26 protein-coding genes are annotated in these 25,788 nt (G+C 62.6%); 15 read left to right on the top strand and 11 right to left on the bottom strand.

Features of this window, described 5'->3' with window-relative positions:
- The first annotated feature begins 23 nt into the window (after nucleotides 1-23).
- From fecI to ydfG, 5 genes are all read left to right on the top strand, one after another.
- A complete protein-coding gene (gene fecI, locus ACJ8QI_RS07390; protein WP_084826300.1) occupies nucleotides 24-548 on the top strand; it encodes a ferric citrate uptake sigma factor FecI in 525 nt (174 codons plus the stop codon).
- Nucleotides 545-1,501: a ferric citrate uptake sigma factor regulator FecR gene (gene fecR, locus ACJ8QI_RS07385; RefSeq protein ID WP_060440016.1), complete on the top strand. Its 957-nt coding sequence runs from the start codon at nucleotides 545-547 to the stop codon at nucleotides 1,499-1,501. The genes fecI and fecR overlap by 4 nt, the downstream gene beginning before the upstream one ends.
- A 115-nt stretch (nucleotides 1,502-1,616) precedes the next feature.
- Entirely contained in the window at nucleotides 1,617-3,968 is a 2,352-nt protein-coding gene (gene fecA / locus ACJ8QI_RS07380; RefSeq protein WP_070914942.1) for a TonB-dependent Fe(3+) dicitrate receptor FecA, read from the top strand.
- Nucleotides 3,969-4,168: 200 nt separating this feature from the next.
- Nucleotides 4,169-4,690: a GNAT family N-acetyltransferase gene (locus tag ACJ8QI_RS07375; RefSeq protein ID WP_060419092.1), complete on the top strand. Its 522-nt coding sequence runs from the start codon at nucleotides 4,169-4,171 to the stop codon at nucleotides 4,688-4,690.
- Between the two features lie 125 nt (nucleotides 4,691-4,815).
- On the top strand, nucleotides 4,816-5,565 hold the full coding sequence (gene ydfG / locus ACJ8QI_RS07370) for a bifunctional NADP-dependent 3-hydroxy acid dehydrogenase/3-hydroxypropionate dehydrogenase YdfG (protein ID WP_164114152.1): 750 nt from the start codon (nucleotides 4,816-4,818) through the stop codon (nucleotides 5,563-5,565).
- Between the two features lie 36 nt (nucleotides 5,566-5,601).
- Here ydfG and ACJ8QI_RS07365 read toward each other — a convergent pair whose 3' ends face one another.
- On the bottom strand, nucleotides 5,602-5,928 hold the full coding sequence (locus ACJ8QI_RS07365) for a YnfA family protein (RefSeq protein ID WP_025302721.1): 327 nt from the start codon (nucleotides 5,926-5,928) through the stop codon (nucleotides 5,602-5,604).
- A 148-nt stretch (nucleotides 5,929-6,076) separates the two neighbouring features.
- Between ACJ8QI_RS07365 and ACJ8QI_RS07360 the strand changes: the two genes are divergently transcribed.
- The gene (locus ACJ8QI_RS07360; protein WP_038873959.1) at nucleotides 6,077-6,445 is read left to right on the top strand and encodes a DUF1283 family protein; all 369 of its coding nucleotides are present in this window, start codon (nucleotides 6,077-6,079) and stop codon (nucleotides 6,443-6,445) included.
- 89 nt (nucleotides 6,446-6,534) lie between these two features.
- Entirely contained in the window at nucleotides 6,535-6,834 is a 300-nt protein-coding gene (locus ACJ8QI_RS07355; protein WP_049199199.1) for a DUF1161 domain-containing protein, read from the top strand.
- Nucleotides 6,835-6,884: 50 nt separating this feature from the next.
- Here ACJ8QI_RS07355 and ACJ8QI_RS07350 read toward each other — a convergent pair whose 3' ends face one another.
- The gene (locus ACJ8QI_RS07350; RefSeq protein WP_055312384.1) at nucleotides 6,885-8,372 is read right to left on the bottom strand and encodes an MDR family MFS transporter; all 1,488 of its coding nucleotides are present in this window, start codon (nucleotides 8,370-8,372) and stop codon (nucleotides 6,885-6,887) included.
- 509 nt (nucleotides 8,373-8,881) lie between these two features.
- Between ACJ8QI_RS07350 and ACJ8QI_RS07345 the strand changes: the two genes are divergently transcribed.
- The 5 genes from ACJ8QI_RS07345 to clcB all read left to right on the top strand — a co-directional run bounded on the left by ACJ8QI_RS07345 (nucleotide 8,882) and on the right by clcB (nucleotide 13,745).
- A complete protein-coding gene (locus ACJ8QI_RS07345; RefSeq protein ID WP_004938551.1) occupies nucleotides 8,882-9,598 on the top strand; it encodes an ABC transporter permease in 717 nt (238 codons plus the stop codon).
- A 64-nt stretch (nucleotides 9,599-9,662) separates the two neighbouring features.
- Nucleotides 9,663-10,520, top strand: coding sequence for a glycine betaine ABC transporter substrate-binding protein (locus ACJ8QI_RS07340; protein WP_204275976.1), 858 nt, complete (start codon nucleotides 9,663-9,665; stop codon nucleotides 10,518-10,520).
- Nucleotides 10,521-10,531: 11 nt separating this feature from the next.
- Complete coding sequence (gene osmW / locus ACJ8QI_RS07335; RefSeq protein WP_330113515.1) at nucleotides 10,532-11,182, top strand: osmoprotectant ABC transporter permease OsmW; 651 nt, start codon at nucleotides 10,532-10,534, stop codon at nucleotides 11,180-11,182.
- Complete coding sequence (gene osmV, locus ACJ8QI_RS07330; RefSeq protein ID WP_060419095.1) at nucleotides 11,179-12,318, top strand: osmoprotectant ABC transporter ATP-binding protein OsmV; 1,140 nt, start codon at nucleotides 11,179-11,181, stop codon at nucleotides 12,316-12,318. Before osmW ends, osmV begins: the two co-directional genes overlap by 4 nt.
- Nucleotides 12,319-12,443: 125 nt before the next feature.
- A complete protein-coding gene (gene clcB / locus ACJ8QI_RS07325; RefSeq protein WP_442532280.1) occupies nucleotides 12,444-13,745 on the top strand; it encodes a voltage-gated ClC-type chloride channel ClcB in 1,302 nt (433 codons plus the stop codon).
- Here the strand turns inward: clcB and ACJ8QI_RS07320 are convergent.
- Entirely contained in the window at nucleotides 13,742-14,134 is a 393-nt protein-coding gene (locus ACJ8QI_RS07320; protein WP_442532279.1) for a helix-turn-helix domain-containing protein, read from the bottom strand. The genes clcB and ACJ8QI_RS07320 overlap by 4 nt on opposite strands.
- Nucleotides 14,135-14,203: 69 nt before the next feature.
- On the opposite strand from ACJ8QI_RS07320, the gene ACJ8QI_RS07315 reads away from it, so the two are divergent.
- The gene (locus ACJ8QI_RS07315; RefSeq protein ID WP_197830446.1) at nucleotides 14,204-14,698 is read left to right on the top strand and encodes a DUF2938 family protein; all 495 of its coding nucleotides are present in this window, start codon (nucleotides 14,204-14,206) and stop codon (nucleotides 14,696-14,698) included.
- Nucleotides 14,699-14,704: 6 nt separating this feature from the next.
- On the opposite strand, the gene bioD is transcribed toward ACJ8QI_RS07315, so the two are convergent.
- From bioD to ACJ8QI_RS07300, 3 genes are all read right to left on the bottom strand, one after another.
- On the bottom strand, nucleotides 14,705-15,370 hold the full coding sequence (gene bioD / locus ACJ8QI_RS07310; RefSeq protein ID WP_049199186.1) for a dethiobiotin synthase: 666 nt from the start codon (nucleotides 15,368-15,370) through the stop codon (nucleotides 14,705-14,707).
- A 144-nt stretch (nucleotides 15,371-15,514) separates the two neighbouring features.
- Nucleotides 15,515-16,732, bottom strand: coding sequence for a sugar metabolism global transcriptional regulator Mlc (mlc, locus tag ACJ8QI_RS07305; protein WP_004938526.1), 1,218 nt, complete (start codon nucleotides 16,730-16,732; stop codon nucleotides 15,515-15,517).
- Nucleotides 16,733-16,891: 159 nt separating this feature from the next.
- Complete coding sequence (locus ACJ8QI_RS07300) at nucleotides 16,892-17,782, bottom strand: LysR family transcriptional regulator (protein ID WP_047727629.1); 891 nt, start codon at nucleotides 17,780-17,782, stop codon at nucleotides 16,892-16,894.
- Between the two features lie 147 nt (nucleotides 17,783-17,929).
- On the opposite strand from ACJ8QI_RS07300, the gene ACJ8QI_RS07295 reads away from it, so the two are divergent.
- Nucleotides 17,930-19,198 carry an MFS transporter gene (locus tag ACJ8QI_RS07295; RefSeq protein ID WP_442532686.1) on the top strand — a complete coding sequence of 423 codons (1,269 nt, stop codon included), beginning with the start codon at nucleotides 17,930-17,932 and terminating at the stop codon, nucleotides 19,196-19,198.
- 51 nt (nucleotides 19,199-19,249) lie between these two features.
- On the opposite strand, the gene ACJ8QI_RS07290 is transcribed toward ACJ8QI_RS07295, so the two are convergent.
- Nucleotides 19,250-20,536, bottom strand: a complete 1,287-nt coding sequence (locus ACJ8QI_RS07290; protein WP_442532278.1) for a glycoside hydrolase family 10 protein — start codon at nucleotides 20,534-20,536, stop codon at nucleotides 19,250-19,252.
- A 129-nt stretch (nucleotides 20,537-20,665) separates the two neighbouring features.
- Complete coding sequence (locus ACJ8QI_RS07285) at nucleotides 20,666-22,462, bottom strand: glycoside hydrolase family 3 protein (protein WP_442532277.1); 1,797 nt, start codon at nucleotides 22,460-22,462, stop codon at nucleotides 20,666-20,668.
- Between the two features lie 331 nt (nucleotides 22,463-22,793).
- On the opposite strand from ACJ8QI_RS07285, the gene tus reads away from it, so the two are divergent.
- Complete coding sequence (tus, locus tag ACJ8QI_RS07280; RefSeq protein WP_442532276.1) at nucleotides 22,794-23,732, top strand: DNA replication terminus site-binding protein; 939 nt, start codon at nucleotides 22,794-22,796, stop codon at nucleotides 23,730-23,732.
- Here the strand turns inward: tus and ACJ8QI_RS07275 are convergent.
- The 3 genes from ACJ8QI_RS07275 to ACJ8QI_RS07265 form a co-directional block, all read right to left on the bottom strand.
- On the bottom strand, nucleotides 23,722-24,090 hold the full coding sequence (locus ACJ8QI_RS07275) for a VOC family protein (RefSeq protein WP_060419106.1): 369 nt from the start codon (nucleotides 24,088-24,090) through the stop codon (nucleotides 23,722-23,724). The genes tus and ACJ8QI_RS07275 overlap by 11 nt on opposite strands.
- Before the next feature lie 90 nt (nucleotides 24,091-24,180).
- Nucleotides 24,181-24,870, bottom strand: a complete 690-nt coding sequence (locus ACJ8QI_RS07270; RefSeq protein WP_442532275.1) for a helix-turn-helix transcriptional regulator — start codon at nucleotides 24,868-24,870, stop codon at nucleotides 24,181-24,183.
- 1 nt (nucleotide 24,871) lies between these two features.
- Nucleotides 24,872-25,762, bottom strand: a complete 891-nt coding sequence (locus ACJ8QI_RS07265) for a LysR family transcriptional regulator (RefSeq protein WP_084826305.1) — start codon at nucleotides 25,760-25,762, stop codon at nucleotides 24,872-24,874.
- Between the last annotated feature and the right edge of the window lie 26 nt (nucleotides 25,763-25,788).

The following is a 25,788-nucleotide window of genomic DNA, read 5'->3' as shown; positions in this document are numbered from 1 at the left end:
TTTTGACCAGCAATGCGAAAACCATGTCCGCCACCGCTTCTGCCCCGCACACCGCGCTGTCGCGCCTTTACGCCACCCACCATGCCTGGTTGCAGGGATGGCTGCGCAGGCGGCTGGGCTGCGCTTTCGACGCGGACGACGTGGCGCAGGACACCTTCATGCGCCTGCTGAAAAGCGACGCCGCGGCGACCTTGCGCGAGCCGAAAGATTTTCTGGTCACCGTCGCCAAGCGGGTGATGGTCGATCTGTTTCGCCGCAGAACGCTGGAGCGCGCCTATCTGGAGATGCTGGCGCTGATCCCGGACGGCTATGCCCCGTCGCCGGAGCAGCGCCAGAGCCTGCTGGAAAGCCTGCAGGAGATAGACGCCATGCTCGACGGCCTGGGGCCAAAGGTGAAACAGGCCTTCCTGCTGTCGCAGCTCGAAGGCCTGGGCTATGCGGACATCGCCGTGCGCCTCGGCGTGTCGGTCAGCTCGGTTAAAAAATACATGGCCAAGGCCACCGAGCATTGCCTGCTGTTCAGCCTGGAAAACGACGTTTTCTCATGAGCAACGCCATCACCCCCGAGCAGCGCCAGGCGCTGAAAATGGCCGCACACTGGTATGCGCTACTGTGCGATGAGCACGTCACCGACCGCCAGCGCCAACAGTGGCAAGCCTGGCATCAGCAGCATGACGATCACCGCTGGGCCTGGCAGCGCGTCGAAGCGTTGCAGAGCCAGCTGCAGGGCGTACCGGGCAAGTTCAGCTACCGTGCGCTCGATCGCGCCGGCCGCCAATCGGCGATCGATCGCCGCACCCTGCTGAAGAGCCTGCTGCTGTTGCTCGGCGTGGGCGGCAGCGGCTTCCTTTACCAGTCGCCGCTCGGCCGGGAGCTGCGCGCCGACTACCGCACCGCCACCGGCGAGATCAAACCCATAGTGTTAAGCGACGGTACCCAGCTGGTGCTGAACACCGCCAGCGCGGTGGACGTGCATTACGACGATCGCCAACGGCTGATCCGCCTGCACGCCGGGGAGATCAGCCTGGTTACCGGACGCGACCCCCGGCCGCTGTGGGTGCAAAGCCCGCAGGGAGCGATGCGCGCGCTCGGCACCCGCTTTTTGGTGCGTGAGAACGGCGGCGAGACGCGCCTGACGGTGCTGGAGCATGCGGTCGAAGCGCAGCTGGCGCAGGACGCGCGGCAAACTCGCCGGGTGGAAGCCGGAGAACAGATAAGCTTCAGCGCCGCGGCCTTCAGCGACAAACAACCGGCTGCGGCGGAGGACGGCTGGCTGCGCGGCGTGCTGAGCGTCAGCCAGTGGCGGCTGGACCGGGTGATCGCCGAACTGGCGCGCTACCGGCGCGGCCATCTGAGCTGCGATCCGGCCGTCGCCGGCCTGCGCGTCAGCGGCAGTTTCCCGCTCAACGATACCGATCGCGCCCTTGCCCTGCTCAGCCAGACCCTGCCGGTGCGCCTGCAGAGCTTTACCCGCTATTGGCTGAAAATCGTCCCCGCCTGAATATTTTTAAATGAAAATGATAAAAAATCGCATTCTTGATTGTCCCTTTTACTTTGCTCATCCGACTCCCAGGAAAACACTGCAGCAATAAATAAAAAATGATTCAGGAGAAGGTATGAACAACGCTTGGGGAAAGGGAGCGCCGGCTTCGCTTTGGGGAAAACGGGCCACGCCGCTGGCCGTGGCCATTGGCCTGGCCTTCGCCGCACCGCTGACGGCGAGCGCCGCCAGCGCCGCTGCAACCTATCACATTCCGGCCGGTGAGCTGGACGGCGCGCTGAACGCGTTCGCCGCGCGCGCCGGCATCGCGCTCTCGGTGGACGGCACGCTGACCGCCGGTAAGCGTTCGCCGGGCCTGAGCGGCAGCTACGGCGTCGATGACGGCCTGAACGCCCTGCTGGCCGGCAGCGGCCTGCAGGCTAAAGCGCTCGGCAACCACGGTTACACGCTGGCCAAACTGCCGCAGCCGCAGAAGGAAGAAGACATCACCGTGGTCGGTGACTGGCTGGCGGAAGGCCGTCAGGTAGACGTGTTCGAACATCCCGGCGCGCGCGACGTGGTGCGCCGCGAAGAATTCGCCAAAACCGGCACCACCACCGTGCGCGAAGCGTTGAACCGCGTGCCGGGCGTGGTGGCACCTGAGAACAACGGCACCGGCAGCCATGACATGGCGCTGAACTTCGGCATTCGCGGCCTCAACCCACGCCTCGCCAGCCGCTCCACCGTGTTGATGGACGGCATCCCGGTGCCCTTCGCCCCTTACGGCCAGCCGCAGCTGTCGCTGGCGCCGGTCTCGCTCGGCAATATGGATGCGATTGACGTGGTGCGCGGCGGCGGCGCGGTGCGTTACGGGCCACAGAGCGTCGGCGGCGTCGTCAACTTCGTCACCCGTGCCATCCCGAAAACCTTCGGCATGGAGGCCGGCATGCAGGGGCAGCTCAGCCCAACCTCGCGCCAGGATCACCCGAAAGGCACCGGTAACCTGATGATCGGCGGCACCGCCGACAACGGCCTCGGCGCGGCGCTGCTCTACTCCGGCACCCGCGGCAGCGACTGGCGCGAACACAGCGCGACCAAAATTGACGATGTGATGCTGAAAAGCCGTTACGCCCCGAACGAAGTGCACACCTTCAACAGCCTGCTGCAATACTACGAAGGCGAAGCGGACATGCCGGGCGGCCTGAGCCGGGCGGACTACAACGCCAACCCGTTCCAGTCGACGCGCCCGTACGACAAGTTCTGGGGCCGGCGCCAGCTGGCGAACTTCGGCTACCAGTATCAGCCGGATCAGCAGCACAAGTTCGACGTGCAGAGCTTCTACACCTACACCCTGCGCAGCGGCTATCTCGATCAGGGCAAAAACCTGACGCTGTCGCCGCGCGAATACTGGGTGCGCGGCGTGGAACCGCGCTACAGCCAGAGCTTCCGCTGGGGCGATTCAGCCCATGAGGTGGGCGTCGGCTACCGCTACGTCAGCGAATCCACCCACGAGTTGCGCTACACCAGCAAGGCCAGCACCGGCCGGCTGCCGTCCACCGCCAGCCCGTACGATCGCGACACCCAGTCCGGCACCGAGGCGCACGCCTTCTATATCGACGATCGCATCGATATCGGCGACTGGACCATTACGCCGGGCATGCGCTACGAGTACATCAAGTCGTATCAGAACAACTACATCAAGAACAACCGCCTCGACGTTAGCTATAACGCGCCGCTGCCGGCGTTGAACGTGATGTATCACCTGAACGAATACTGGAACCTGTACGCCAACACCGAAGGCTCCTTCGGCACCGTACAGTACAGCCAGATGGGCAAAGCGGTCGACAGCGGCAAGATTGAACCCGAGAAGGCGCGCACCTGGGAGCTGGGCACCCGCTACGCCGGCGATGCGCTGACCGGTGAGATCGGGCTGTTCCTGATCAACTTCAACAACCAGTACGACTCCAACCAGGTGACCGACAGCGTGACCGCGCGCGGCAAAACCCGCCACGCCGGGCTGGAAGGCAGCCTGCGTTACGATCTGTCGCAGCTGACGCCGAAACTGGACGACCTGACCGCCTACGCCAGCTACGCCTACGTCAACGCCACCATCCGTGAAGACGGCGGCTACAAGGGCAATCAGGTGCCGTTCTCGCCGAAGCATAAAGGCACGCTGGGGCTGGACTACACGCCGGGCAACTGGGCGTTTAACCTTAACGGCGAGTTCCAATCCAGCCAGTTTGCCGACAACGCCAACACCGTGGCGGAAAGCGCCGACGGCAGCACCGGCCGCATTCCCGGCTATATGCTGTGGGGCGTGCGCGCCGCCTATGATTTCGGCCCGGAAATGGCCGGTCTGAATCTGGGCGTCGGCGTGAAAAACCTGTTCAACCACGAGTATTTCACCCGCGCCTATGACGACAATAACAAAGGTCTGTACGTCGGCCAGCCGCGCACGATCTATCTGCAAGGCTCGGTGAAGTTCTGACCCCCGGCGGCGGGCGCACCTCATCGCGCTCGCCGTCTCACTAATAGCGTGACATTGTCACCAAACCCGTTCTTTCCACCTTGCCCAAGCGACGAAAAATAAGTCGCTTCTGCCGCCAATGCGCGTAATATCGACGATCCGCCCTAATTTATAGGCGCGGATTTTTTGCCGTTCTGGCCTGAAAAGCGAGGGAAAATAAGATGAACCATAATGACCTTTCTCAGTGCCGCGTGGACACCGACCGTTTGTTGATTGCCCCCTTTACCGCAGCAGACGCCGACGATGTTTACCAGGCGATCACCCCCACTCTGACACGCTTTATGACCTTTGAGCCGGAGGCGTCGCCGGAAGATTTCGCCAACGTCTGGCAAGGCTGGCTGCCGCTGATGCGCGAAGGCGAAGAAGTGATCTTCGTCGCCCGCCGGCGCGAAGACCGGCAGTTCGTCGGCGTCGGCGGCGCACATAACCTGCGCAGCCACACCCCGGAGCTGGGCATCTGGGTGAAAGAGGGCCTGCACGGCCAGGGCTACGGCCGCGAAATCGTGCAGAGTATCGCGCGCTGGGCCACCGAGCGCTTTCAGCCACCGCACCTTGTCTACCCGGTGGCCGAACAGAATACCGCCAGCCGCCGCCTGGCCGAGTCGCTGGGCGGCGTGCTGGCCGGCCGCTGCGAACGCGTCAAGTATGACGCCGTAGTGTACCACCTGCCGCCTCAGCGCTAATCAGCATCGGGCCGCCGGCCCGGTGTGACCTTTTTTTCTCTGCGCCGTGATAACCGCTGCCACTGCCTGCAGGTTTGTGCTAATGATAGAGGCATGTAGGGTAAAAACAGTTGAGGAACAGCAACATGATTATTTTTGTTACCGGCGCCACCTCCGGTTTCGGCGAGGCCATTGCGCGCCGTTTTATCCGTGAAGGCCACCAGGTGATCGCCGCCGGGCGCCGCCTTGAGCGTCTCGAAGAGCTGCAGGACGAATTAGGGCAAGCGCTGCACATCGTGCGGCTCGACGTGCGCAACCGCGCCGCCATTCAGCAGGCGATCGAAGCACTGCCGGCCGAGCTGCGCCAGATCGACGTGCTGGTGAACAACGCCGGGCTGGCGCTGGGGCTGGAGCCGGCGCACAAAGCCAACGCCGATGACTGGGAAACCATGATCGACACCAACGCCAAAGGGCTGGTGAACATGACGCGCGCGCTGCTGCCGGCCATGGTCGATCGCAACGTCGGCCATGTGATCAACATCGGCTCCACCGCCGCCAACTGGCCTTACGCCGGCGGCAACGTGTACGGCGCCACCAAGGCGTTCGTCAAACAGTTTAGCCTGGGCCTGCGCGCCGATCTGCACGGCACGCGCATCCGCGTGACCGATATCGAGCCGGGCCTGGTGGGCGGCACCGAATTCTCCAACGTGCGCTTCAAGGGCGATGACGGCAAGGTCAACAAAACCTACGAAGGCGCCGATGCGCTGACGCCGGAAGACATCGCCGAGTCGGTGTTCTGGGTCGCAACGCTGCCGGCGCGCGTCAACATCAACACGCTGGAAATGATGCCGGTCAGCCAGTCCTTCGCCGGGCTGAACATCCACCGCGGCGCCTGATCTCCAACGGCGGGAGGCGACTCCCGCCCTGTTTCCTCAGGCCGCACGCCAGCCGGAAACGATGATCAGCATGCCCACCAGCGCCACCCCGGCGCCCACCCAGTCCAGCGCGGACAGCTTCACCCCGTCCACCACCCGCAGCCACAGCAGCGCCGTCGCTACATACACGCCGCCGTAGGCCGCGTAGACCCGCCCGCTGGCCGCCGGATGCAGCGTCAACAGCCAGACAAACAGCATCAGGCTCAATGCCGCCGGCAGCAATAGCCAGGCGCTGCCCTGTTTCTTGAGCCAGAGATAAGGCAGGAAACAGCCGATAATTTCGGCGAGCGCAGTGGCGAAAAACAACAGCGTGGTTTTTAACATCGGTCGCAGTTTTCTCTCGGTAAATTAAACGAATCGGCGCTTGGCTGGTGAATTCCAGGAACGCAGTGGTATATTTGTCACCACGCCTGCGGGCGAGGTAACGCCAGTGTCGCCATCATCAGGCGCACTCACTCATAAGGATGAAACGATGAAAACATTTTCGACCCAACGACTGCTACGCGGGATGCTGCCGGTCGCCATGCTGGCCGTCATGGGCGCCTGGCAGGCGCCGGCGCTGGCCGCCACCTGCACTCAGGGCAGCACCTGCGTCACCGTCGATGGCAAAGGCAGCGGCGCGATGAGCACCGAAGAAGCGCGCCAGAGCAAAGAGCAGTGGAATGATACCAAAACCCTGCGCCACAAGGTTAACACTCGCGTCGAGAAAGAGTTCGACAAGGCCGATCGCGCGGCGGATGACGAAGACCGCTGCAACGACAGCAACAACGTCAACGCGTACTGGGAGCCGGACACCCGTAAATGCCTGGATCGCCAGACCGGGCGTCGGATTATTCCTTAATCCGCCTGCGGCGGGCGGGCAAGCGTGAAACCCGGCCGCCGTTACTGCTATCCTGTTACAGGAAGTCCATTGTCTAAAAGGATGACGTGATGAAAAAAACGCTGATATTAACCGCTGTATTGCTGGCCGGCGCGCCGTTGGCGGCCCTGGCCTCCTGCGAAAGCGTGAAAGCGGACATTTCGCAAAAAATCATCAATAACGGCGTTCCGGAGTCCGGCTTCAAACTGGAGATCGTGCCTAACGATCAGGCCGATCAAGCCGGCGGCCAAGTGGTCGGCCACTGCGAAAACGACACCCAGAAGATCGTCTATACCCGCCTGAACAACGGCGACGATCGCGGTGACGCGGCGCAGACCGGCACCAGCCAGGACACCTCCAACACACAGTAAGCCGCTTCGGCTACCCAGGGCGCGCAACAGCCGCGCCCTTTCCTTTTCCCTTAAGCCTGCTCCGCCTCTTCCTCTTCGCCCTGCGGTCGACAACGCGCCGGGATCAGCATCGCCGCCGCCAGCGCCAGCAACGACACCAACGCCGACACCAGGAACACCCAATGCAACGAAGCCGCCACCTGCTGGATCAGCTGCGCCAGCGCTTCGCTCCCCATGCTCTGCCGCACCGCCGGCTCCATCAGCCGTTGCACCGGATCGTCGATTTCCGGCAAACGCCACTGCAGGTTGAGGTTCAGCGTGGCGCCCAGAATGGCGGTACCGATGGCCGACCCCACCATGCGGGTAAATACCGTACAGGCGGTGGCGATGCCGCGAATGCTGTAATGCGCCGCGTTCTGCACCGACACTAAAAACGTGGTGTTGCACAGCCCCATGCCGGCGCCGACCATAAACGCCGCCACCCGGCCCCACAGCAGGCCGCCGTTCGGCTGCAGCATCAGCAGGATCAGGCCGCCCGCCACCAACAGCAGTGCCCCCAGCAGCGCCGTCGCGCGATACGAGGTCATCAGCATCAAACGGCCGCTCAGCGTGCTGGCCAGCGGCCAACCGATCGACATCAGCGCCAGCGTGGTGCCCGCCTCCAGCGGCGAGCCGCCCATTACGCCCTGAATGAAAGTCGGCAGGAAGGCGCTGATGCCCATCATCGCCGCGCCGATCACCAGCCCGCCGATGTTACCGGCAACGATCACCCGGCTTTGCCACAGCGCCAGCGGGAACAGCGGTTCGACCGCGCGCCGCTCCTGGCGGACAAGCAAAGCCAGCGAAGCCGCCGCCAGCGCGAGCAACGGCGCCACCCACCATCCCAGGCTTTCCATCTGCAACAGCGCCAGCAGCAGCGCCGAAACGAACAGCGTCAGCCAGGCGGTGCCCGCCAGATCCAGCGCGTGCCGCCGCAGCTGCTGATGCGCCGGCAGATAGCGCCAGAGGAAGAACATCGCCAGCAGGCCGATCGGCAGGTTGACCCAGAACACCAGCGCCCACGGTAGATGCTGGACGATAAACGCGCCCAGCAACGGGCCGATGATCGCCGACACGCCCCACACGCTCGACAGGTAGCCCATCACCTTCGGCCGCTCGGTAGCGCTGTAAATATCGCCGATGATGGTGGAGGCGATCGGCATGATGGCACCGGCGCCCAACCCTTGCAGCAGACGGAAGCCGATCAGCCAATACATGTCGGGGGCGAAGCCGCACAGCACCGATCCCAGCAGGAACAGCGTAGCGCCGAAGAAGAACACCCGCTTGCGGCCGTAGAGATCCGCCAAGCGGCCGTAGATGGGAATGGTGATCGCCTGCGCCAGCAAATAGACCGCGAACACCCACCCCAGCAGCGAGAAGCCGCCGAGATCGCCGATGATGGTCGGCATGGCAGTGGCGACGATGGTGGCTTCGATCGCCGACATGAACATCGCCAGCATGCAGGCGATCAGAATCAATGGGCGGTGGGCGATGGGTGCGGGTGAAACGTTATTTGTCATGGCGTTATGCAGGTTTCCTGGCGTTTTTATTTTCCCTGAGTATATCAGCAAGCGCCTGCGCCAAGTCTATCCGCCCTCACATCCTGTCTTTGCCGGCGGCGAATCGCACCATTTGGACTGATTGTTACGGCGTAACGTTTTGCTGCGGATTTTTTTCACTTTCCGCGCATCCCAGCGCTGACGCGGGCTGAGGCGCCGATCCGCGTAATCTCAATCAACTGATTTTGTTCATAAAACTTGGCATGGCCAACGACAGGGTGCTATACCTTCCCTAGCCGGGGTCATTGGGCTTCGTGCTTTCTCTAGTTTAAATATCAGTATCTTATACTGATTAACTCACGTATTGAGCCACCGTTCAGCACGCTATGCCGAACACACCCTTCGCTCAATGTCGCTAACCTCATGCGAAACGCCCGTTTTGTACCGCCACGCCCGCCGGGCAGTGGGTAACAATCAGAGCGGAATGCGCCGTCTCGTCGGCCGCTCCGCGCAACGGAGGACGCAACATCATGCACAAGTCAGCGCCATACCGGCGCCTGCTCCTCGGGAGCCTGCTGTTTATCGCCGTCATCGCGCTGCTGGTTTACGGCATCGGTTGGGAAACCCTTAAGTCGCGCCGGGAAGATTTGATTTACCTCGGCCAGCAGCACATGTTCCTGGTGGTGTGTTCCATGCTGCTGTCGCTGCTGGTCGGCATTCCCAGCGGCATCCTGCTGAGCCGCCCCTTCGCCCGCCGCTGGGCGGAGCACGTGATGCAGATCTTTAACGTCGGCAACACCCTGCCGCCGCTGGCGGTGCTGGCGCTGGCGATGGTGATTATCGGCATCGGCGACCGGCCGGCGGTGGTGGCGCTGTTCCTCGCCTCGCTGCTGCCCATCGTGCGCAATACCTATGCCGGCCTGCGTTCGGTGCCGCCGGCGCTGGTCGAGGCCGCCAACGGTATTGGCATGACCGCCGGGCAGCGGCTGCGCCAGGTCGAACTGCCCAACGCGCTGCCGGTGATCTTCGCCGGGGTGCGCATCGCGATGGCGATCAACGTCGGCACCGCGCCGCTGGCGTTTTTGATCGGCGCCAGCAGCTACGGCGAGCTGATCTTCCCCGGCATCTACCTGAACGACTTCCCGACGCTGATCCTCGGCGCCGCCGCCACCGCGCTGATCGCCCTGCTGCTGGATCTGGCGCTGGCCGGTCTCGGCCGCCGGCTCAGCCCGCACACCGCATCCTGATGGGAGAAACGCGATGACTCGATGGTTACAACGCCTCCGCCACGCGCTGCTGTTCTCTTTGCTGATGACCGGCGCGGCCGCCTGGGCCGCCCCGCTCACGCTGGCGAGCAAGAACTTTACCGAACAGCGCATTCTGTCGGCGATCACCGTGCAATACCTGCGGGCCAAAGGTTTTCAGGTCGAACCCAAGACCAATCTGGCCACGGTGATCACCCGCAACGCCATGATCAACAAACAGATCGACATGACCTGGGAATACACCGGCACCTCGCTGATCATCTTTAACCACATCAATAAGCGCATGACGCCGCAGGAAACTTACGACACGGTGAAAAAGCTCGACGCCAAACTCGGCCTGGTGTGGCTGCAGCCGGCGGACATGAACAACACCTACGCCTTCGCCATGCAGCGCCAGCGCGCGGAAAAAGAGCAGATTCGCACCATGTCGCAGCTGGTGGCCAAAGTGGAACAGGTGCGTAAAACCGACCCGAAACACAACTGGCTGCTGGGGCTGGATCTGGAGTTTGCCGGCCGCTCGGACGGCCTGAAGCCGATGCAGGCGCTGTACGACATGCCGCTCGATCGTCCGCAAATCCGCCAAATGGACCCCGGCCTGGTTTACAACGCCATCCGCGACGGCTTCGTCGATGCCGGGCTGGTGTACACCACCGACGGCCGGGTGAAAGGCTTCGATCTGCAGGTGCTCGAAGACGACAAGGGCTATTTCCCGAGCTATGCGGTCACGCCGGTGGTGCGCGCCGATGTGTTGCAAAACACGCCGGGGCTGGAAGCGGCGCTGAACACGCTGTCGAAACAGTTCAACAATCAGGTGATCACCGAGCTTAACGCCAGGGTGGATATCGACTACCAGACGCCGCAACAGGTCGCCGACGCGTTCCTCAAGCAGCGCGGCCTGATTTAGGGAGGCATGTGATGAATACTGTACTTTACGCCTGGCAAAACTGGGCCTATATCGCCGGATTGACGCTGGAGCACCTGCTGCTGGTCGGCGTCGCCGTCGGTCTGGCGATCCTGATCGGCGTGCCGCTCGGCGTGCTGATCGTCCGCCACAAATGGCTGGCGACGCCGGTGCTGAGCCTGGCCACGCTGGTGCTGACCGTGCCCTCCATCGCCCTGTTCGGGCTGATGATCCCGCTGTTTTCCTTAATCGGCCACGGCATCGGCTACGTGCCGGCGATCACCGCGGTGTTCCTCTACTCGCTGCTGCCGATCGTGCGCAACACCCACACCGCGCTCGACAACCTGCCCGGCGGGCTGCGCGAAGCCGGCCGCGGCATCGGCATGACGTTCTGGCAACGCCTGCGCTGGGTAGAGATCCCGGTGGCGCTGCCGGTGATTTTCGGCGGCATTCGTACCGCCGTGGTGATGAATATCGGCGTGATGGCGATCGCCGCAGTGATCGGCGCCGGCGGCCTCGGCCTGCTTCTACTCAACGGCATCAGCAGCAGCGACATCCGCCAGTTGATTACCGGCGCCGTGATGATCAGCCTGCTGGCGATCGTCCTCGATTGGTTATTGCACCGCTTGCAAATTGCGCTTACGCCCAAGGGGATCCGCTTATGATTAAATTGGAAAATCTGACCAAACAGTTCATGCAGAAGAACGGCACGCCGTTCAACGCCGTCGACAACATCAATCTGGACGTACCGGAAGGCGAAATCTGCGTGCTGCTCGGCCCTTCCGGCTGCGGCAAAACCACCACGCTGAAGATGATCAACCGCCTGATCGAACCCACCGGCGGCACCATTCTGATCAACGGTGAAGACACCAGCGCGCTGGATACCGTCAGCCTGCGCCGCAAAATCGGCTACGTCATCCAGCAGATCGGTCTGTTCCCCAACATGACCATCGAAGAGAACATCACCGTGGTGCCGCGCATGCTGGGCTGGGACAAAAAACGCTGCCACGATCGCGCCGAGGAGCTGATGAGCATGGTGGCGCTGGATCCCAAGCGCTTTTTGCACCGCTACCCGAAAGAGATGTCCGGCGGGCAGCAGCAGCGCATCGGCGTGATCCGTGCGCTGGCGGCCGATCCTCCGGTGCTGCTGATGGATGAACCCTTCGGCGCGGTGGACCCGATCAACCGCGAAACCATCCAGAACGAGTTTCTCGACATGCAGCGCCAGCTGAAAAAGACCGTGATGCTGGTGAGCCACGACATCGATGAAGCGCTGAAGCTCGGCGATCGCATCGCGGTGTTCCGCCAGGGCAAAATCGTACAGAACGCCAGCGCCGATGAGCTGCTGGCGCGGCCGGCGAACGAGTTCGTCGCCTCCTTTGTCGGCCAGGACCGCACGCTGAAGCGCCTGCTGCTGGTGCAGGCCGGCGACGTAGCCGATCAACAGGAAACGGTGACGGTGCGGCGGGAGACGCCGCTAGTGGAAGCGTTCGGGCTGATGGACGATATCGACGCCCGCTCGGTGACGGTGGTGGACGCCGACGGCAAGCCGCTGGGGTACGTCAAACGCCGTGAAGCGCGCGGCGCACCGGGCGTCTGCGCCGACAGTCTGCACCGTTTCCGCGTCACCGCGCGTGCGGAGGAGAACCTGCGCGTGGTGCTGTCGAAACTGTACGAGCACAACACCTCCTGGATGCCGATCGTCGATGAAGACGGCCGCTACAGCGGCGAAATCTCGCAGGATTACATCGCCGACTACCTCAGCTCCGGCCGCACGCGCCGGGTGCTGACGCCGCAATAACTCACTCAGGGGCGCTCACCGCCCCGCCCACGCCGCAGTTTGCTAAAGATTCACTGGTCATCGGCCGGAGCGCCAAGCACAATGCGCTGATGACCCTTTGATTTTTCTCACGACGCCGCCCACGCATGAAAAGATTGGTCCACCTGCACCACTATCGCGCCCTGTTGCGCAGCCTGTTTATCGCCGTGTTCATCGGCGTCGCCGCCGCTCTGGCGGTGTGGCTGTTCCACCGTTCGATGATTGGCCTCGAGTGGCTGCTGCTCGGCAATGCCGACGGCAGCCTGGTGGCCGCCGCCGCCGCGCTGCCCGGCTGGCGGCGCGCCCTCACTCCGGCGCTGGGCGGCCTGGCGGCAGGCCTGCTGCTGTATATTCACCAGCGCTACCGCCACCAGCGCCCGGCGGCGCCCACCGACTATATGGAAGCGATCGAGACCGGCAACGGCAAGCTGGACACCGGCGCCAGCCTGGTGAAGTGCCTGGCGTCGCTGCTGGTGGTGTCGAGCGGCAGCGCCATCGGCCGCGAAGGCGCGATGATCCTGCTGGCGGCGCTGGTGGGCTCGCTGTTCGCTCAGCGCTTTACGCACGAGAAAGAGTGGAAACTGTGGGTGGCCTGCGCCGCCGCCGCCGGGATGGCCAGCGCCTATCATGCGCCGCTGGCGGGCAGCCTGTTTATCGCCGAGATCCTGTTCGGCACCCTGATGCTGGCCTCGCTCGGCCCGGTGGTGATCGCCGCGGTCAGCGCCCTGCTGATGACCAACCTGCTCAACGGCGGCCAGGCGCCGCTCTATCTGGTGACGCCGCTCGCGGCTCCCTTGCCGACGCAATATCTGCTGCTGGCGCTGGTCGGCGCGGTGGCCGGCGCCGGCGGGCCGCTGTTTTTATGGCTGATGACCGCCACCGGCCATGCCTTCCGCTCGCTGCGGTTGAAGCCGCCGTTGCAGCTGGCGCTGGGCGGCCTGATCGTCGGGCTGCTTTCGCTGCTGTTCCCGCAGGTATGGGGCAACGGTTACAGCGTGGTGCAGGCGCTGCTGATCGCGCCGCCGGGGGTGCTGCTGCTGGGGGCGATCCTGGTGTGCAAACTGTTGGCGATCCTGGCCAGCAGCGGGTCGGGCGCGCCGGGCGGGGTCTTCACCCCGACGCTGTTCGTCGGCGCCGCGCTCGGTTCGATCATCGGTCAGCTGTTTGGCCTGTGGCCGGGCATGGATACGGCGGTGCCGCTGCTGCTGGCGCTGACCGGCATGGCTACCCTGCTGGCCGCCACCACCCATGCGCCGATCATGGCGGCGCTGATGGTATTTGAAATGACCGGCGAATACGCGCTGCTGCCCGGCATTCTGCTCTCGTGCGTGATCGCCACCACCGTGTCGCGCGGCCTGCGGCCGGTGTCGGTGTATCATTCGGCGCCGCCGCCCAAACGCGAGGCTTAGAACTCGCCCTGCTGCAGGATTTTCCTGAACTGCGGGCACTGCAGGTGCTCGGGTTCAGGGCAATCAACCATGTGGCGCAGCCCGTCGCGCACCTGCACCAGGCGCTGGATATGGCGATCCAGCTCATCCGCCCGCGCCGCCAGCAGCCCGCGATCGAGCGCTATCCTGCCCCGTTCGTCAAACAAGGCGCTCATCTCGTCCAGCGTAAAACCGGCCAGGCGCGCCAGCGCGATCAGCCGCAGTTGGTCAAGCACGCCGGCGGCGTATTGGCGACGCAAACCGTGGCGGCCCGTCGACGCGATCAGCCCTTTCTTCTCGTAATGCCGCAGCGCGGAAGGCGCGATCCCGCTCAGGCGCGCCACCGTGCCGATATCCAGTTCTTTTGCCATTGACTTAAAGCCGACTTTAAGTTGCACACTGTGCGCACATTATCACGTCACTGAGCCAAGGACACCCCTATGACCCCTGAACTGTTAGTGCGCATTCTGTTAACCGGCGTTGGCGCCACCCTTTGCATGGATCTGTGGGCGCTGCTGCTGAGGCGGCGCTTCGGCATCCCTTCCCTCGATTATGCGCTGGTGGGCCGCTGGTTTCTCGGCATGTTCGACGGCCGTTGGTTTCACGCCACCATCATTACGGCGCCGCCGCGCCGGGGAGAGAGAACAATCGGCTGGATATTGCATTACGCCATCGGCATCGCGTTTGCCTTTATCCCGATCGGTTTGGCGGGCATCGGGTGGTATGCGGCGCCGGAGCCGCTCATCGCGCTGTTGAGCGGCTGGCTGAGCCTGGCGGCGCCGTTTCTGGTGATGCAGCCCGCGCTGGGCTTTGGCGTGGCGGCGGCGAAAACCGCCTACCCGCGAAAAGCGCGGCTCCTCAGCCTGCTCACCCACACGGTGTATGGGCTGGGCCTGCTGATCTCCGCCCGGCTGTTGGCGGCGCTTTACGCTTGAGCGAGCTTACAGCAGCGTGGAAATATCGAGGTAGTGCGCCAGCTCGCGCTGCTCCGCGCGTGGCAAATAGGGAATTTCACCCAGCAGCGGCGCGGGAATACGCTGCTGCAGCGCCGCGATGGTTTCGGCATAGTGCGCCAACCCCGGGTTGATGCGGTTGGCCACCCAGCCCAGCAGCGGCAGGCCGTCGTTGATGATCGACTGCGCGGTCAGCAGCGCGTGGCTGACGCAGCCCAGCTTGATGCCCACCACCAGCACCACCGGCAGCTGTTCCTGCACCACCCACTCGGCGTAAGGCCGCAGATCGTTCATCAGCACCCGCCAACCGCCGCTGCCTTCCACCACCACCGTGTCGGCTTTGGCGGACAGATCCCGCAGACCGCTGCTCATCACACCATAGTTGATGTCCTCGGTCGCATGCGCGTGAAACACCTCATCCAGACAGGTGATGGGATTGATCTCCTCGTAGGACAGCGGCAGGGTTGAAGATGCCTGCAACACCAAAGCGTCTTTATTGCGGATGCCCTCGCTGGTTTCCTGGCAGCGTGCGGCGATCGGCTTGTAGCCGGCCACCGAACGGCCCTCGGCGGCCAGCGCCTGCATCAACCCGCGGGAAACCACGGTTTTACCGACGTCGGTATCCGTGCCTGTCACAAATAAACGCTTCAACATGAATAGAATGCCCCAGAATGCCCCGTTAACAATGTGTCGCCGCACCGGCGGCGAAGAAGTCTTTCGGAAAAATTCTAGGGGATGCTGCCACGTAGGGGCTTGAGGTAGCTCAATCTTTTGCGGGATTAATAAGAAGTTCTGATGTTAGCCCTGCAGCAGCTGTACCAGCAATGAACCATTGTACAGCGCCTCTTTCACCAGCGCCGCACCGGGCATGGTGCCCTGATTGAAGAACTGCGTGGATTCGACCTTGACCTGCTCGCTGTAGGCCGGCAGCGCCTGCTGGCGAATGCAGGAGGCGATGGCCGGGTGCAGGATCTCCGCCGCGCGGTTGAGCGGCGAGCCCACCAGGATCTTCTCCGGATTGAACAGGTTGACCATGATTGCCAGAATGCGCCCCACGCTGTGCCCAACGCCGAGAATGATGTCCCGCGCCAGCTGATCGCCCGCCAGCGCGGCGTCGCACAGCGATTCGACGGTCAGCGGCGCGCCGTGCAGGCTGGAGCTCATCGAGCCGCTCAGCCGCTGCTGGGCGATCTCCAGCATGTTTTCGATGCTGGCCACGGTTTCGAGACAGCCGTGGTTGCCGCAGTAGCAGCGTTTGCCGTAGGGATCGACCTGGGTGTGGCCGATCTCCACCACGCTGTGGCTGCCGGCGTGCAGCACATGGCCGCCGGTGATCACCCCGGCACCGACGTTGTGGTCGATCACCACCTGAATGACGTTCTGGCTGCCGCGCGAGGCGCCGTACAGCGCCTCGGCCATGGTCCAGGCGCTGATATCGTGCTGCAGGTAAACCGGCAGGCCGGTGCGGGTTTCCAATGCCGGACCGAGCGGCATCTCCAGCACGTCGTAAAACGGCATGCGATGCACCACGCCAGACTGCACGTCGATCATACCCGGCAGCGTGATGGCGATCGCCGTCAGCCGCTCCAGCTTGCTTTGGTGGCGGATAAAGAATTGGTCGACTTCGGTCAGGATGCGTTTCAGCAACGGTTCAGGGTGTTCGGCCGCCAGCGGCAGCTGCTCCTCAACCACCAGTTTGCTGCTGAGATCGCGCAGCGCCAGCGTGATGCTGCCGCGGCTGATGCGGGCGGACAGGTAGTGCCAGGCCTCGGTGTCCAGCACCAGCCCCACCGCCGGGCGGCCCCGGCTGCCGATTTCCTGGTACTCGGTTTCCTTGACCAGATGGGCTTCCAGCAGTTCGCGCACGATCTTGGTGATGCTGGCGGGCGCCAGCTGCGCGCGTTTTGACAGTTCGATGCGCGAAATCGGGCCCAGTTGATCGATTAGCCGATAAACCGCCCCCGCATTGGTCTGTTTGATTTGATCGATATGCCCAGGCTGCCCAACCGCAATCACAAACCTGCTCCTACTATTTTTCGCGCTTCTAAATAAAGACTAGGGGTTATGGTGGGGCTTTTGTCATACAGCGTCAACTATTTGATTCGTTATGTGATTTGCTGCACAAATTCCTCGCAATTTCAGCGTGAATTGATTTTTATTTGCCCAAGCTCAACGTCATTTCAGCATCAACGCCATCAGCGCCTGCGCGGCGGCGGTCAGCGGCCGCCGGCGGTGATGCACCAGCCACACTTCGGTGGTGGCGTCCGGCTCCGCCAGCGGCAAATAGCGCACGCCGTCCACCCGCACCCGGGCAAATGAGGCCGGCAGAATCGACACCCCTAACCCGGCGGAGACCAGCCCGATGATGGTCATCGCTTCCCCCACTTCCTGGGTGATGTACGGGGTAATGCCTGCCTTGCCGAGCAACAGCAGTATTTCGTCGTACAGCGCGGTGCCCACTTCGCGCGAGAAGAACACGAACGGCTCCTGCGCCAGATGTTGGAAACGCAGCGCGCCGCCGGGCGTTTCCGCCAGCGGATGCCCTTCCGGCACCACCGCCACCAGCGGTTCGCGCAGCAGCAGCTGGTAGTGGAGCGCCTCCGGCAGCCGCGTGTTGCGCATTACCCCCAGATCCAGCTCACCGTTCAGCAACGGCTCGATCTGCTGTTTGGTGTTGATTTCGCGCATTTTGATATGCACCTGCGGAGACTGCTGACGGAAAGCGCGCAGGCTGCGCGACACCACGCCGATGAAGGGCGCGGAAGAGGTAAAGCCGATGGTCATTTCCCCCAGCTCGCCGCGATCCAGACGCGCCGCCTTTTCCGCCGCCCGCCCGACCTGGTCGAGCACCTGATAGGCTTCTTTGAGGAACATCTCCCCGGCCTGGGTCAAACTGACGTTGCGGTTGTTGCGCGCCAGCAGCCGCGCGCCGACCATCTCTTCCAACGCCTGGATTTGCTGGCTGAGCGGCGGCTGGGAGATCCGCAGCCGTTCGGCGGCGCGGCCAAAATGCAGCTCTTCCGCCACGGCGATAAAGTAACGCAGGTGTCTCAATTCGATATTCATATTTAAAACATCTTAATTTGAATTATTAATATATTAGACAAAAAATTCACCGCTCCCTATCATTTTGTTATCTGTAAAGTGTCTGTTTATCTCCCCGAAGTTCGGTAAGGAAACGCTGTGACAACCCCTGTGCGTTCTGCGGCCGCGATGCCGTCGACGCTGGCCGCCAACGATGACGCGGCCGCTGCGCCAAAAGTAAAACGCTCCACCCTCAACAACAAACTCCCCTATATCGAACGCGGCACGCCGCAGTTTATGCGCGTGACGCTGGCGCTGTTTTCCGCCGGGCTGGCGACCTTCGCGCTGCTCTACTGCGTGCAGCCGATTCTGCCGGTGCTGTCGCAAGATTTCGGCATCTCGCCGGCGGAAAGCAGCCTGTCGCTTTCGGTCTCCACCGGCCTGCTGGCGATCGGCCTGATGTTCACCGGGCCGCTGTCCGACGCCATTGGCCGCAAGTCGGTGATGGTGGTAGCGCTGCTGCTGGCGGCGGTCTGCACGCTGATCTGCGCCTTTATGACCAGCTGGCACGGCATTTTGCTGATGCGCGCGCTGATCGGCCTGTCGCTGAGCGGCGTGGCGGCGGTCGGCATGACCTACCTCAGCGAAGAGATCCACCCCAGCTTCGTCGCCTTCTCAATGGGGCTGTACATCAGCGGCAACTCGATCGGCGGCATGAGCGGCCGCCTGGTGACCGGGGTGTTGACCGACTTCTTCTCCTGGCGCGTATCGCTCGGGGTCATCGGCCTGTTCGCCCTCGCCGCCGCCTGCATGTTCTGGCGCATCCTGCCCGCCTCGCGGCATTTTCGCGCCAGCTCGCTGCGCCCGCGCACCCTGCTGATCAACTTCAAGCTGCATTGGCACGATAAGGGCCTGCCGCTGCTGTTTGCGGAAGGGTTCCTGCTGATGGGCAGCTTCGTCACCCTGTTCAACTACATCGGCTATCGCCTGCTGGCGGATCCTTACCACCTGAGCCAGGCGATTGTCGGCCTGCTGTCGGTGGTATACCTCACCGGCTCCTACAGCTCGCCCAAGGCCGGCGCGCTCACCTCGCGCTTCGGGCGCGGCCCGGTGCTGCTGGCCTCGATCGTGATTATGCTGATCGGGATTCTGATTACCGCGCTGCCGCAGGTGCCGGCTATCTTTATCGGCATGATGCTGTTCACCGCCGGTTTCTTCGCCGCCCACTCGGTGGCCAGCAGTTGGATCGGCCGCCGCGCGCGCCGCGCCAAAGGCCAGGCGTCGTCGCTGTATCTGTTCTGCTATTACGTTGGATCCAGCGTGGCCGGCACCCTCGGCGGCGTGTTCTGGCACAGCTTCGGCTGGAATGGCGTGGCGGCGTTCATCAGCCTGATGCTGCTGCTGGCGCTGCTGGTGGTGCATTACCTGAAACGCCTGCCGGAAGCGGCCCGCCTCTGAAAAGAAAAAGCCGCGGTGGTTTGCCGCGGCTCGTCATGCCAGTGCCTGTGATTATTGACCGGTTTTCCAGCGGGTGCGCAGGTACTCCACCGCCTTGTCCGTTTGCGGCTCAGTCAAATAACGTTGCCGGAACAGAATGGTTCCCCCCATTCCCGGCAGGCTCTCGTTGAGATCCAGCTGCCTTTTCAGCTCGGGAACGCCGCCGTCGACGGTCCAGGCCGGCTCGCTGGCGGCAGGCGTACCCACTTTATACAACGCCACCCCGGCATAGAGCCGAACCGGCGTGCCTTTCACCACCTCGGCCCACCAGTGGGCCAGCACGTCGTAGCGGACAATTTCACGATCAAAAGGCCAATACAGCTGCGGCGCGATGTAATCGAGCAGCCCCAGTTTGACCCACTGGCGCGTATCGGCATAGGCCGTATCGTACGATGGCGCGCCGGCCCGCGTCGCCGAGCCGGCAGGATCGTCCGCCTGGTTTCGCCAGACGCCCGCCGGGCTGACGCCAAACGCCACCGCGGGCTTCAAGGCTCGCACGGTGGCTGAAACCTGTTTTATCAATTGCAGCGTGTTGTCCCTGCGCCAGGCGGCTTTGTCTGCAAACCCTTTGCCGTATGCGCGATACGTTCGTTCATCATCCAGCGGCGATTGCGGCGTTTCGTAATAGAAATAATCGTCAAACTGAATGCCGTCGACCTCATAGTTTTTGACAATTTCGGTCACCACGCTGGTGATCCAGTTGCGCACGTCGGGCAGACCGGGATCGAGCACGAAGCGCTCGTTGGCGGTGCGAATCCAGTCGGGATGCAGCGCATAGACGCTGGCCGGTGGCGACTGCAGCGTATGATTAAGTGCGTCAATCGTTTGTGGGCGGGTATTCATAGAAACCCGATAGGGATTCAGCCAGGCATGCACTTTGATGCCGCGGCGGTGCGCTTCTTGCAGCATAAAGGCCAGCGGATCGTAACCCGGATCCTGGCCCACGGTGCCGGTCAAGACTTCTGACCAGGGCAAGATATTTGAGCGCCACAGGGCCGTGCCGTCCGGTTTAACCTGAAAATACACCGCGTTAATCCCGGTTTTCACCATCTCGTCCAGCGCGTCCGTCAGCCCCTGTTTCTGCAGGCGAACCCGCTCTTGCGCGGTTTCCGCTTTCAGGGAGGCCGCCGGCGGCCAATCCAGGCCAATGACCGTGGCCAGCCAGATGCCCCGCATCGGTGTTATCGGCGGCGTCGGTTGCAGGGGCTTCTCCGGTTCGGGCGGCTTGGCGCACCCGCTCACGCCCAGCATGGCGGCCATCAACAGCCATCCGCCTAATTTTGTTGCGCCTGTCGGCATTCTGGTTCTCCTTCCGTGAGTGACGGTTATCCCATGTCGTTGCGTGCAGAGCAAGAAACGCCCCGATTTGTCAGTGCTATTTCGCTGCCGGCGTCGCCCTGTTCAGACGACGCCGGTGTCCTTATCCCATTACCAGCTCAGCCCCGTGCCGCGAGGGAACGCCACCTTGCCCGTATTGGTTTCCACATCGTAGTCATGCCAGGTGTTGACCGGCAGTTTGCCCTGCGGTTTGATTTTGCCCGTCAGCACCTGCGCCAAAGAGACCATCGAAGGGCCACGCCACACGCCGCTGTCATAACCGTAGTAGGAGTAGGTGGCGACGGCCGCCTCCACCTCGGCGGCATAGTTCACGATATCGTAAGGTGCGCGCAGTGAGAGGTGAACGCGTTTCTTCCCCTGCTCGGCGGCGTATTTCAACCAGCCCGGATAAGGGCTGCTGTCATTGCTCGCTCCGGTTGCGGAGGTAACGACTCCATCCTGTTCAGCCGGCGTAAAGCGGGTTGATAGGGTTCCGAGCAAGAACACGTCGCAGCCGGCAATATGTTCCCTAACCTGGGCGTCGCTCAGCTCCGTTTCCTTCGCGGCAACGACGTTCTGATACCCCTCCTGCGCCATCACGCGCGCAATGCCGCTGGCTTGCTCGCCCCACGGCGTCAGAATAAAGTAGCGCAGCGCATTGTCCTTTAACGGCAACAGGCTGTGGCGGTTGATCACCACAGTAATGGAACGATCGGCGATGCGTTTTTCCAGCTTGTGCGCTGACGACGCAACGTCGTTGGAACACGGCCTATCGCTATGGCCCATCAGGCTATGGCGTAATTTCAGGCGCAAAATTCGCTCGACTGAGGCATCGATATCGGCCTCGCTGAGATGCCCCGTTTTCACTCTGTCCGCAAGGTACCGGATCAGATCCGGCAGCTGGCTGGCCTGGGCCGGCGAGGCGATGCTGACAGGCATCAAAGCAATATCCACCCCGGCGGCAAAGACGTTTTCAGCCGCCGCTTGCTGGCTGAAATGCTCGGCAATCGCGCCCATATCCAGCGCATCTGAAATCGTTACGCCCGCATACCCCAATTCATTGCGCAGGATCTGGGTCTGAATTTCATGCGACATGGTGGCCGGCACCGTGATTTTTTCACCGCTGCGGGTATCGATCTGGCGGTTATCCAGTGCCGGATACTGAATATGCGCGGTCATGACCATGTCCGGCGCCGCGCAGCGATCGATAGCTTGCTTATAAGGGGCGATATCGATGGCAAAAGCCTCTTCCCGCGTGCGATCGACGCGCGGCAAACCGGTATGCGAGTCGGTGGAGGTGCTGCCATGGCCGGGGAAGTGTTTATATGCGGTGATCAGCCCCTGGTGCTTCATGCCCGCCACCATTTTCTCTGCCAGACGAGAAACGGTATTCTTATCATCGCTGAAGGCGCGAACGTTAATCACCGGGTTGAACGGGTTGGTGTTGACGTCCACGACCGGGGCAAAGTTGGTATTGATATGCAACGCGCGCATATCCTGGGCCATCAGCTTGCCCTGTTCAACGGCGAGCTGTTTATCCGCACCGCCCTCAATCGCCGCCGCCAGCGCCATATTGCCGGGGAAAGAGGCATAGTCGCCGCGCGGCAGCCGAAAAACGTTACCGCCTTCGTTATCCGTGCCGATAAACAGGCGAATGCCGGCGTGGGTTTTCATCGCGGCATACCAGGCCGTCAACGTTTTGATCTGCTGCTTGTCTTTCAGATTATTGGCGAACAGGATCACCCCACCCACGTGGTTATCGGCGATCAGCTTGCCAATGGCTTCATCGGGGACGGTCATATCCTGATTGCTGCTACCGTTCCGATCCCAGTAGCGAAAATCCAGCATGATTTTTTGCCCGATCTTCTCTTCCAGCGTCATGTTTTTGACTTTCTGTTTAATATCCACAGTGAACCTCCGTTTAAAGCACCCGTTAATGACAGAAGAAAAGATAACCCCAAGGGCTCATAGCGTCCTGCCATTCTGTTTGTTCCAGTGATTGGACAACGGCGATCGGAAAATGGATTAAACAAAACGCAAACAAACAGGAGAAAATCCATCAATGAATCAAAACACTACGCATACCGGGTGTATTACGTGCCCTGCCGTAGAGGCCACTATGGCGCATTTTCCGCTGGTAAGCCGGGTGGTCGGTGAAGCTGCCGTCGGCTCAGGGGCCGATGTTGCCCCCAGTCCGCCACTCTTCTATAGTATGTTGTAACTAATATAGGAGCATGCGATGAGCAGATACGATGTAATTGGCCGGATGAACGCCTGCTTTACCGAGCTGGAGCAGGCGCTCGGCGCGCTGCAGCAGCAGATCGCCCCGCTGCGGTTGCTGGCGGCGCGGGTGTTCAGCCTGCCGGAGGTTGAAAAAGGTCAGGAGCATCAGGCTATCTCGCATATCGCGGTCGAACAGCATGTGGGGCAAGCGGCGCGCGATCTGGCGCTGGAGTATTATCAGCGGCTATTCATCCACCATAACCGGGAGAATGTCAGCAGCAAGGCCGCCGTGCGCCTGCCCGGCGTCATCTGCCTGGCGGTGGAACAGCCGGAGTATCAGGCGCTGCAAACGCAGCTGGCGCTCATCAACCGACTGAAGGGCGAACTGGAACAGATTATCACCGTCGATTCCGGCCTGGCGCCGGAGCAGCGTTTCGAGTTCGTGCACACCCATCTGCACGGGCTGATTACCCTCAGCGCCTATCGCACCCTCACCGCCCTGACCAATCCCGACTCCGTGCGCTTCGGCTGGGCCAACAAGCACATCATCAAAAACGTCAAGCGGGACGACATCCTGGCGCAGCTGGAGAAAAGCCTGAAAGCCGGCCGTGCAGTGCCGCCGCACAGCCGTGAACAGTGGGCTGCCCTGGTCAGCCGCGAGATAGACGACGTCAGCCGCCTGCCGCAACACGCGACGCTGAAAATCAAGCGGCCGGTCAAAGTGCAGCCAATCGCCCGGGTGTGGTATCAGCAGCAGCAAAAACAGGTGCAACACCCCTGCCCGCTGCCGCTGATCGCCCTGTGTCAGGCCGAGAGCGGCGCCACAGTGCCGAAGATTGGCGAGCTGCTCAACTACGACGTCGACGCGGTGAAACACCGCTACAAACCCGACGCCCGGCCGCTGCGGCTGCTGGTGCCGCGCCTGCACCTGTATACCGACGACGCTACTCGCTGAGGGCATACACCCGCAGGCGATGGCCGTCCGGATCTCGCGCCACGAAGGTGTAACCGAACTCCATCTCGGTCGGCGTTTGCTCAATCGGCAGCCCGAGTTCGCGCCACTGGTTATAGCGCGCCTCAACCTCTTGCGGATCCTGGCACAAAAAGCCCAGTTCACCGCCGCCGCCGGTCAGGGTCGCCGTAGGTTTTACCCCCTGTTTGGCCCACATCCCCAGCTTGAAGCCGTTGTTGAGCACGAACAGGGCGAAGCCGGGGGAAAGCTCTACCGGCGCCTGTCCCAGTAAACGTTGATAAAAGGCGGCGCTGTTCAGCGGGTTGTCGACGTAAAGCAGGGTCATGCTGGGAAGGGTCATCGGTCTGTCCTCTGGGTGATGGGAACCGGCCGGTTCCCGATAGGCACAGACTAAGGGGTGCGACTGACAGTTTATGGCAGCAGCGTGCCGCTATTGCTCCGCAATGCCCTCGCTGAGGCGCCACTCTTTCAGCAGCCGCCGCCGGCCGCGCGGATAGCGCTGTTCCAAAGGCGTAGCAACCTGAATGCGATCGAGGCGAAAATGGCGAAACGCCTGGCGCAGCTCGCACCAGGCGACCAGCATCTGGAATTGGTCGAAAAAACCCAGCGCAAAGGGCCACAGCAGGCGTTCGCTGCGCTGCCCCGCCAGATCGAGATAGTCGATATGCAGCTTGCGCTCGCGGCGGATGGTGTCACGGATCAGCACCCGCATCACATCCGCCACCGGCGGCGCCTGAACCGGCGCGATCAACAGCGTGTTGGCCTCCAGCTCCTCCCGCAGCGCCGGCGGCAGCACGTCGGCGATCTTGGCCAGCGCCTGGCCCGCCGCACTCGCCAGCTGGCTGTCGCCGCGGCGGCTGACCCAGCGCATCCCCAGCACCAGCGCCTCTGTCTCTGCCTGCGAGAACATCAGCGGCGGCAGCATAAAGCCGGGCCGCAGCACATAGCCGACGCCCGCCTCGCCGACGATCTCCGCCCCCTGCTGCTGCAGCGTAGCGATATCGCGGTACAGCGTGCGCATGCTGATGCCCAGCGTTTGCGCCAGCGCATGGCCCGCCACCGGATAACGGTGGCTGCGCAGCAGCTGCATCAGATCGAGTAAACGTTGTGCGCGCGACATATTACGGCTCCCTGCATAACGCAGTTTGGACAAAGTCGGCAAAGGCCCGCGCCTTGGCCGAAACGAAATGACCGCCGGGGAACACCGCCCACAGCGCCAGCGGCGGCAGCTGCCAGTCCGCTAATGCCGCGATCGCCGCCCCGCTTTGCAGCTCGCTGCGGAACATGCCTTCGCTGGCGATAGTGGGCCCGAATCCCGCCAACACCAGCTCGCGCACGCACTCCGCCGCATTGACCCGCATGCGCCCCGGCAGCCGCAGCGCGCGCTGTTCTCCTTCGCGGCTGAAGCGCCAGTGCTCGCCGCCACCACGGCGGTGGTAAATCACCAGCTCGTGCTGCAACAGATCTTCCGGCCGCTGCGGCATGCCGGCGGCGGCAAAATAGCCGGGCGTGCCGATCACACATTGCTTTACCTCACCCAGTTTACGGGCGGTAAAGCCGGAATCTTCCAGCTCGCCGATACACAGGGCAATATCGATGCCCTCTTCAATCAACGACAGGTTGCCGTCATCCAGCAGCAGATCGACGCTCAAACGCGGGTTGGCGCGCATAAACGCCGTCAAATCAGGCAAGGGAACGATGCGGGCGAACACCGCCGCCGAGGCGACCCGCAGCCGGCCGCTCAGCGTTTCGCCGGCGTTCTGCACCAGCGCTTCCGTCTCCGCCAGCTCGTTCAGGATACGCCGAGTGCGTTGATACAGCTGCTGCCCCGCATCCGTCGGCTGCAGGCCGTGGGTCGAGCGCAGCATCAGGCGTGTGCCGAGCTGCTGTTCCAGCCGCGCCACCGCTTTCGAGACCGCCGGCTGCCCCACGTGCAGCCGCTGCGCCGCTGCGGTAAAGGAACCGCTCTCGTAAACGCAGGCATAGGTTTCGTAATCGGCAAACTTGCCCATAGCATTCCTTACTGGAATAACAGTTA

It is taken from the genome of Serratia sp. CY84636, from assembly GCF_052166245.1.
In the GTDB taxonomy this organism is placed as follows: domain Bacteria; phylum Pseudomonadota; class Gammaproteobacteria; order Enterobacterales; family Enterobacteriaceae; genus Serratia; species Serratia nevei.
The sequence above is the reverse complement of the archived record's forward strand: the minus strand, read 5'-3'. Positions and strand labels throughout refer to the sequence as shown.

Excerpts from the sequence above, each read along its gene's own strand:
- fecI (WP_084826300.1), top strand. The coding sequence starts at position 24 with ATGTCCGCCACCGCTTCTGCCCCGCACACCGCGCTGTCGCGCCTTTAC.
- fecR (WP_060440016.1), top strand. The coding sequence starts at position 545 with ATGAGCAACGCCATCACCCCCGAGCAGCGCCAGGCGCTGAAAATGGCC.
- fecA (WP_070914942.1), top strand. The coding sequence starts at position 1,617 with ATGAACAACGCTTGGGGAAAGGGAGCGCCGGCTTCGCTTTGGGGAAAA.
- ACJ8QI_RS07375 (WP_060419092.1), top strand. The coding sequence starts at position 4,169 with ATGAACCATAATGACCTTTCTCAGTGCCGCGTGGACACCGACCGTTTG.
- ydfG (WP_164114152.1), top strand. The coding sequence starts at position 4,816 with ATGATTATTTTTGTTACCGGCGCCACCTCCGGTTTCGGCGAGGCCATT.
- ACJ8QI_RS07365 (WP_025302721.1), bottom strand. The coding sequence starts at position 5,928 with ATGTTAAAAACCACGCTGTTGTTTTTCGCCACTGCGCTCGCCGAAATT.
- ACJ8QI_RS07360 (WP_038873959.1), top strand. The coding sequence starts at position 6,077 with ATGAAAACATTTTCGACCCAACGACTGCTACGCGGGATGCTGCCGGTC.
- ACJ8QI_RS07355 (WP_049199199.1), top strand. The coding sequence starts at position 6,535 with ATGAAAAAAACGCTGATATTAACCGCTGTATTGCTGGCCGGCGCGCCG.
- ACJ8QI_RS07350 (WP_055312384.1), bottom strand. The coding sequence starts at position 8,372 with ATGACAAATAACGTTTCACCCGCACCCATCGCCCACCGCCCATTGATT.
- ACJ8QI_RS07345 (WP_004938551.1), top strand. The coding sequence starts at position 8,882 with ATGCACAAGTCAGCGCCATACCGGCGCCTGCTCCTCGGGAGCCTGCTG.
- ACJ8QI_RS07340 (WP_204275976.1), top strand. The coding sequence starts at position 9,663 with ATGACCGGCGCGGCCGCCTGGGCCGCCCCGCTCACGCTGGCGAGCAAG.
- osmW (WP_330113515.1), top strand. The coding sequence starts at position 10,532 with ATGAATACTGTACTTTACGCCTGGCAAAACTGGGCCTATATCGCCGGA.
- osmV (WP_060419095.1), top strand. The coding sequence starts at position 11,179 with ATGATTAAATTGGAAAATCTGACCAAACAGTTCATGCAGAAGAACGGC.
- clcB (WP_442532280.1), top strand. The coding sequence starts at position 12,444 with ATGAAAAGATTGGTCCACCTGCACCACTATCGCGCCCTGTTGCGCAGC.
- ACJ8QI_RS07320 (WP_442532279.1), bottom strand. The coding sequence starts at position 14,134 with ATGGCAAAAGAACTGGATATCGGCACGGTGGCGCGCCTGAGCGGGATC.
- ACJ8QI_RS07315 (WP_197830446.1), top strand. The coding sequence starts at position 14,204 with ATGACCCCTGAACTGTTAGTGCGCATTCTGTTAACCGGCGTTGGCGCC.
- bioD (WP_049199186.1), bottom strand. The coding sequence starts at position 15,370 with ATGTTGAAGCGTTTATTTGTGACAGGCACGGATACCGACGTCGGTAAA.
- ACJ8QI_RS07300 (WP_047727629.1), bottom strand. The coding sequence starts at position 17,782 with ATGAATATCGAATTGAGACACCTGCGTTACTTTATCGCCGTGGCGGAA.
- ACJ8QI_RS07295 (WP_442532686.1), top strand. The coding sequence starts at position 17,930 with ATGCCGTCGACGCTGGCCGCCAACGATGACGCGGCCGCTGCGCCAAAA.
- ACJ8QI_RS07290 (WP_442532278.1), bottom strand. The coding sequence starts at position 20,536 with ATGCCGACAGGCGCAACAAAATTAGGCGGATGGCTGTTGATGGCCGCC.
- tus (WP_442532276.1), top strand. The coding sequence starts at position 22,794 with ATGAGCAGATACGATGTAATTGGCCGGATGAACGCCTGCTTTACCGAG.
- ACJ8QI_RS07275 (WP_060419106.1), bottom strand. The coding sequence starts at position 24,090 with ATGACCCTTCCCAGCATGACCCTGCTTTACGTCGACAACCCGCTGAAC.
- ACJ8QI_RS07270 (WP_442532275.1), bottom strand. The coding sequence starts at position 24,870 with ATGTCGCGCGCACAACGTTTACTCGATCTGATGCAGCTGCTGCGCAGC.
- ACJ8QI_RS07265 (WP_084826305.1), bottom strand. The coding sequence starts at position 25,762 with ATGGGCAAGTTTGCCGATTACGAAACCTATGCCTGCGTTTACGAGAGC.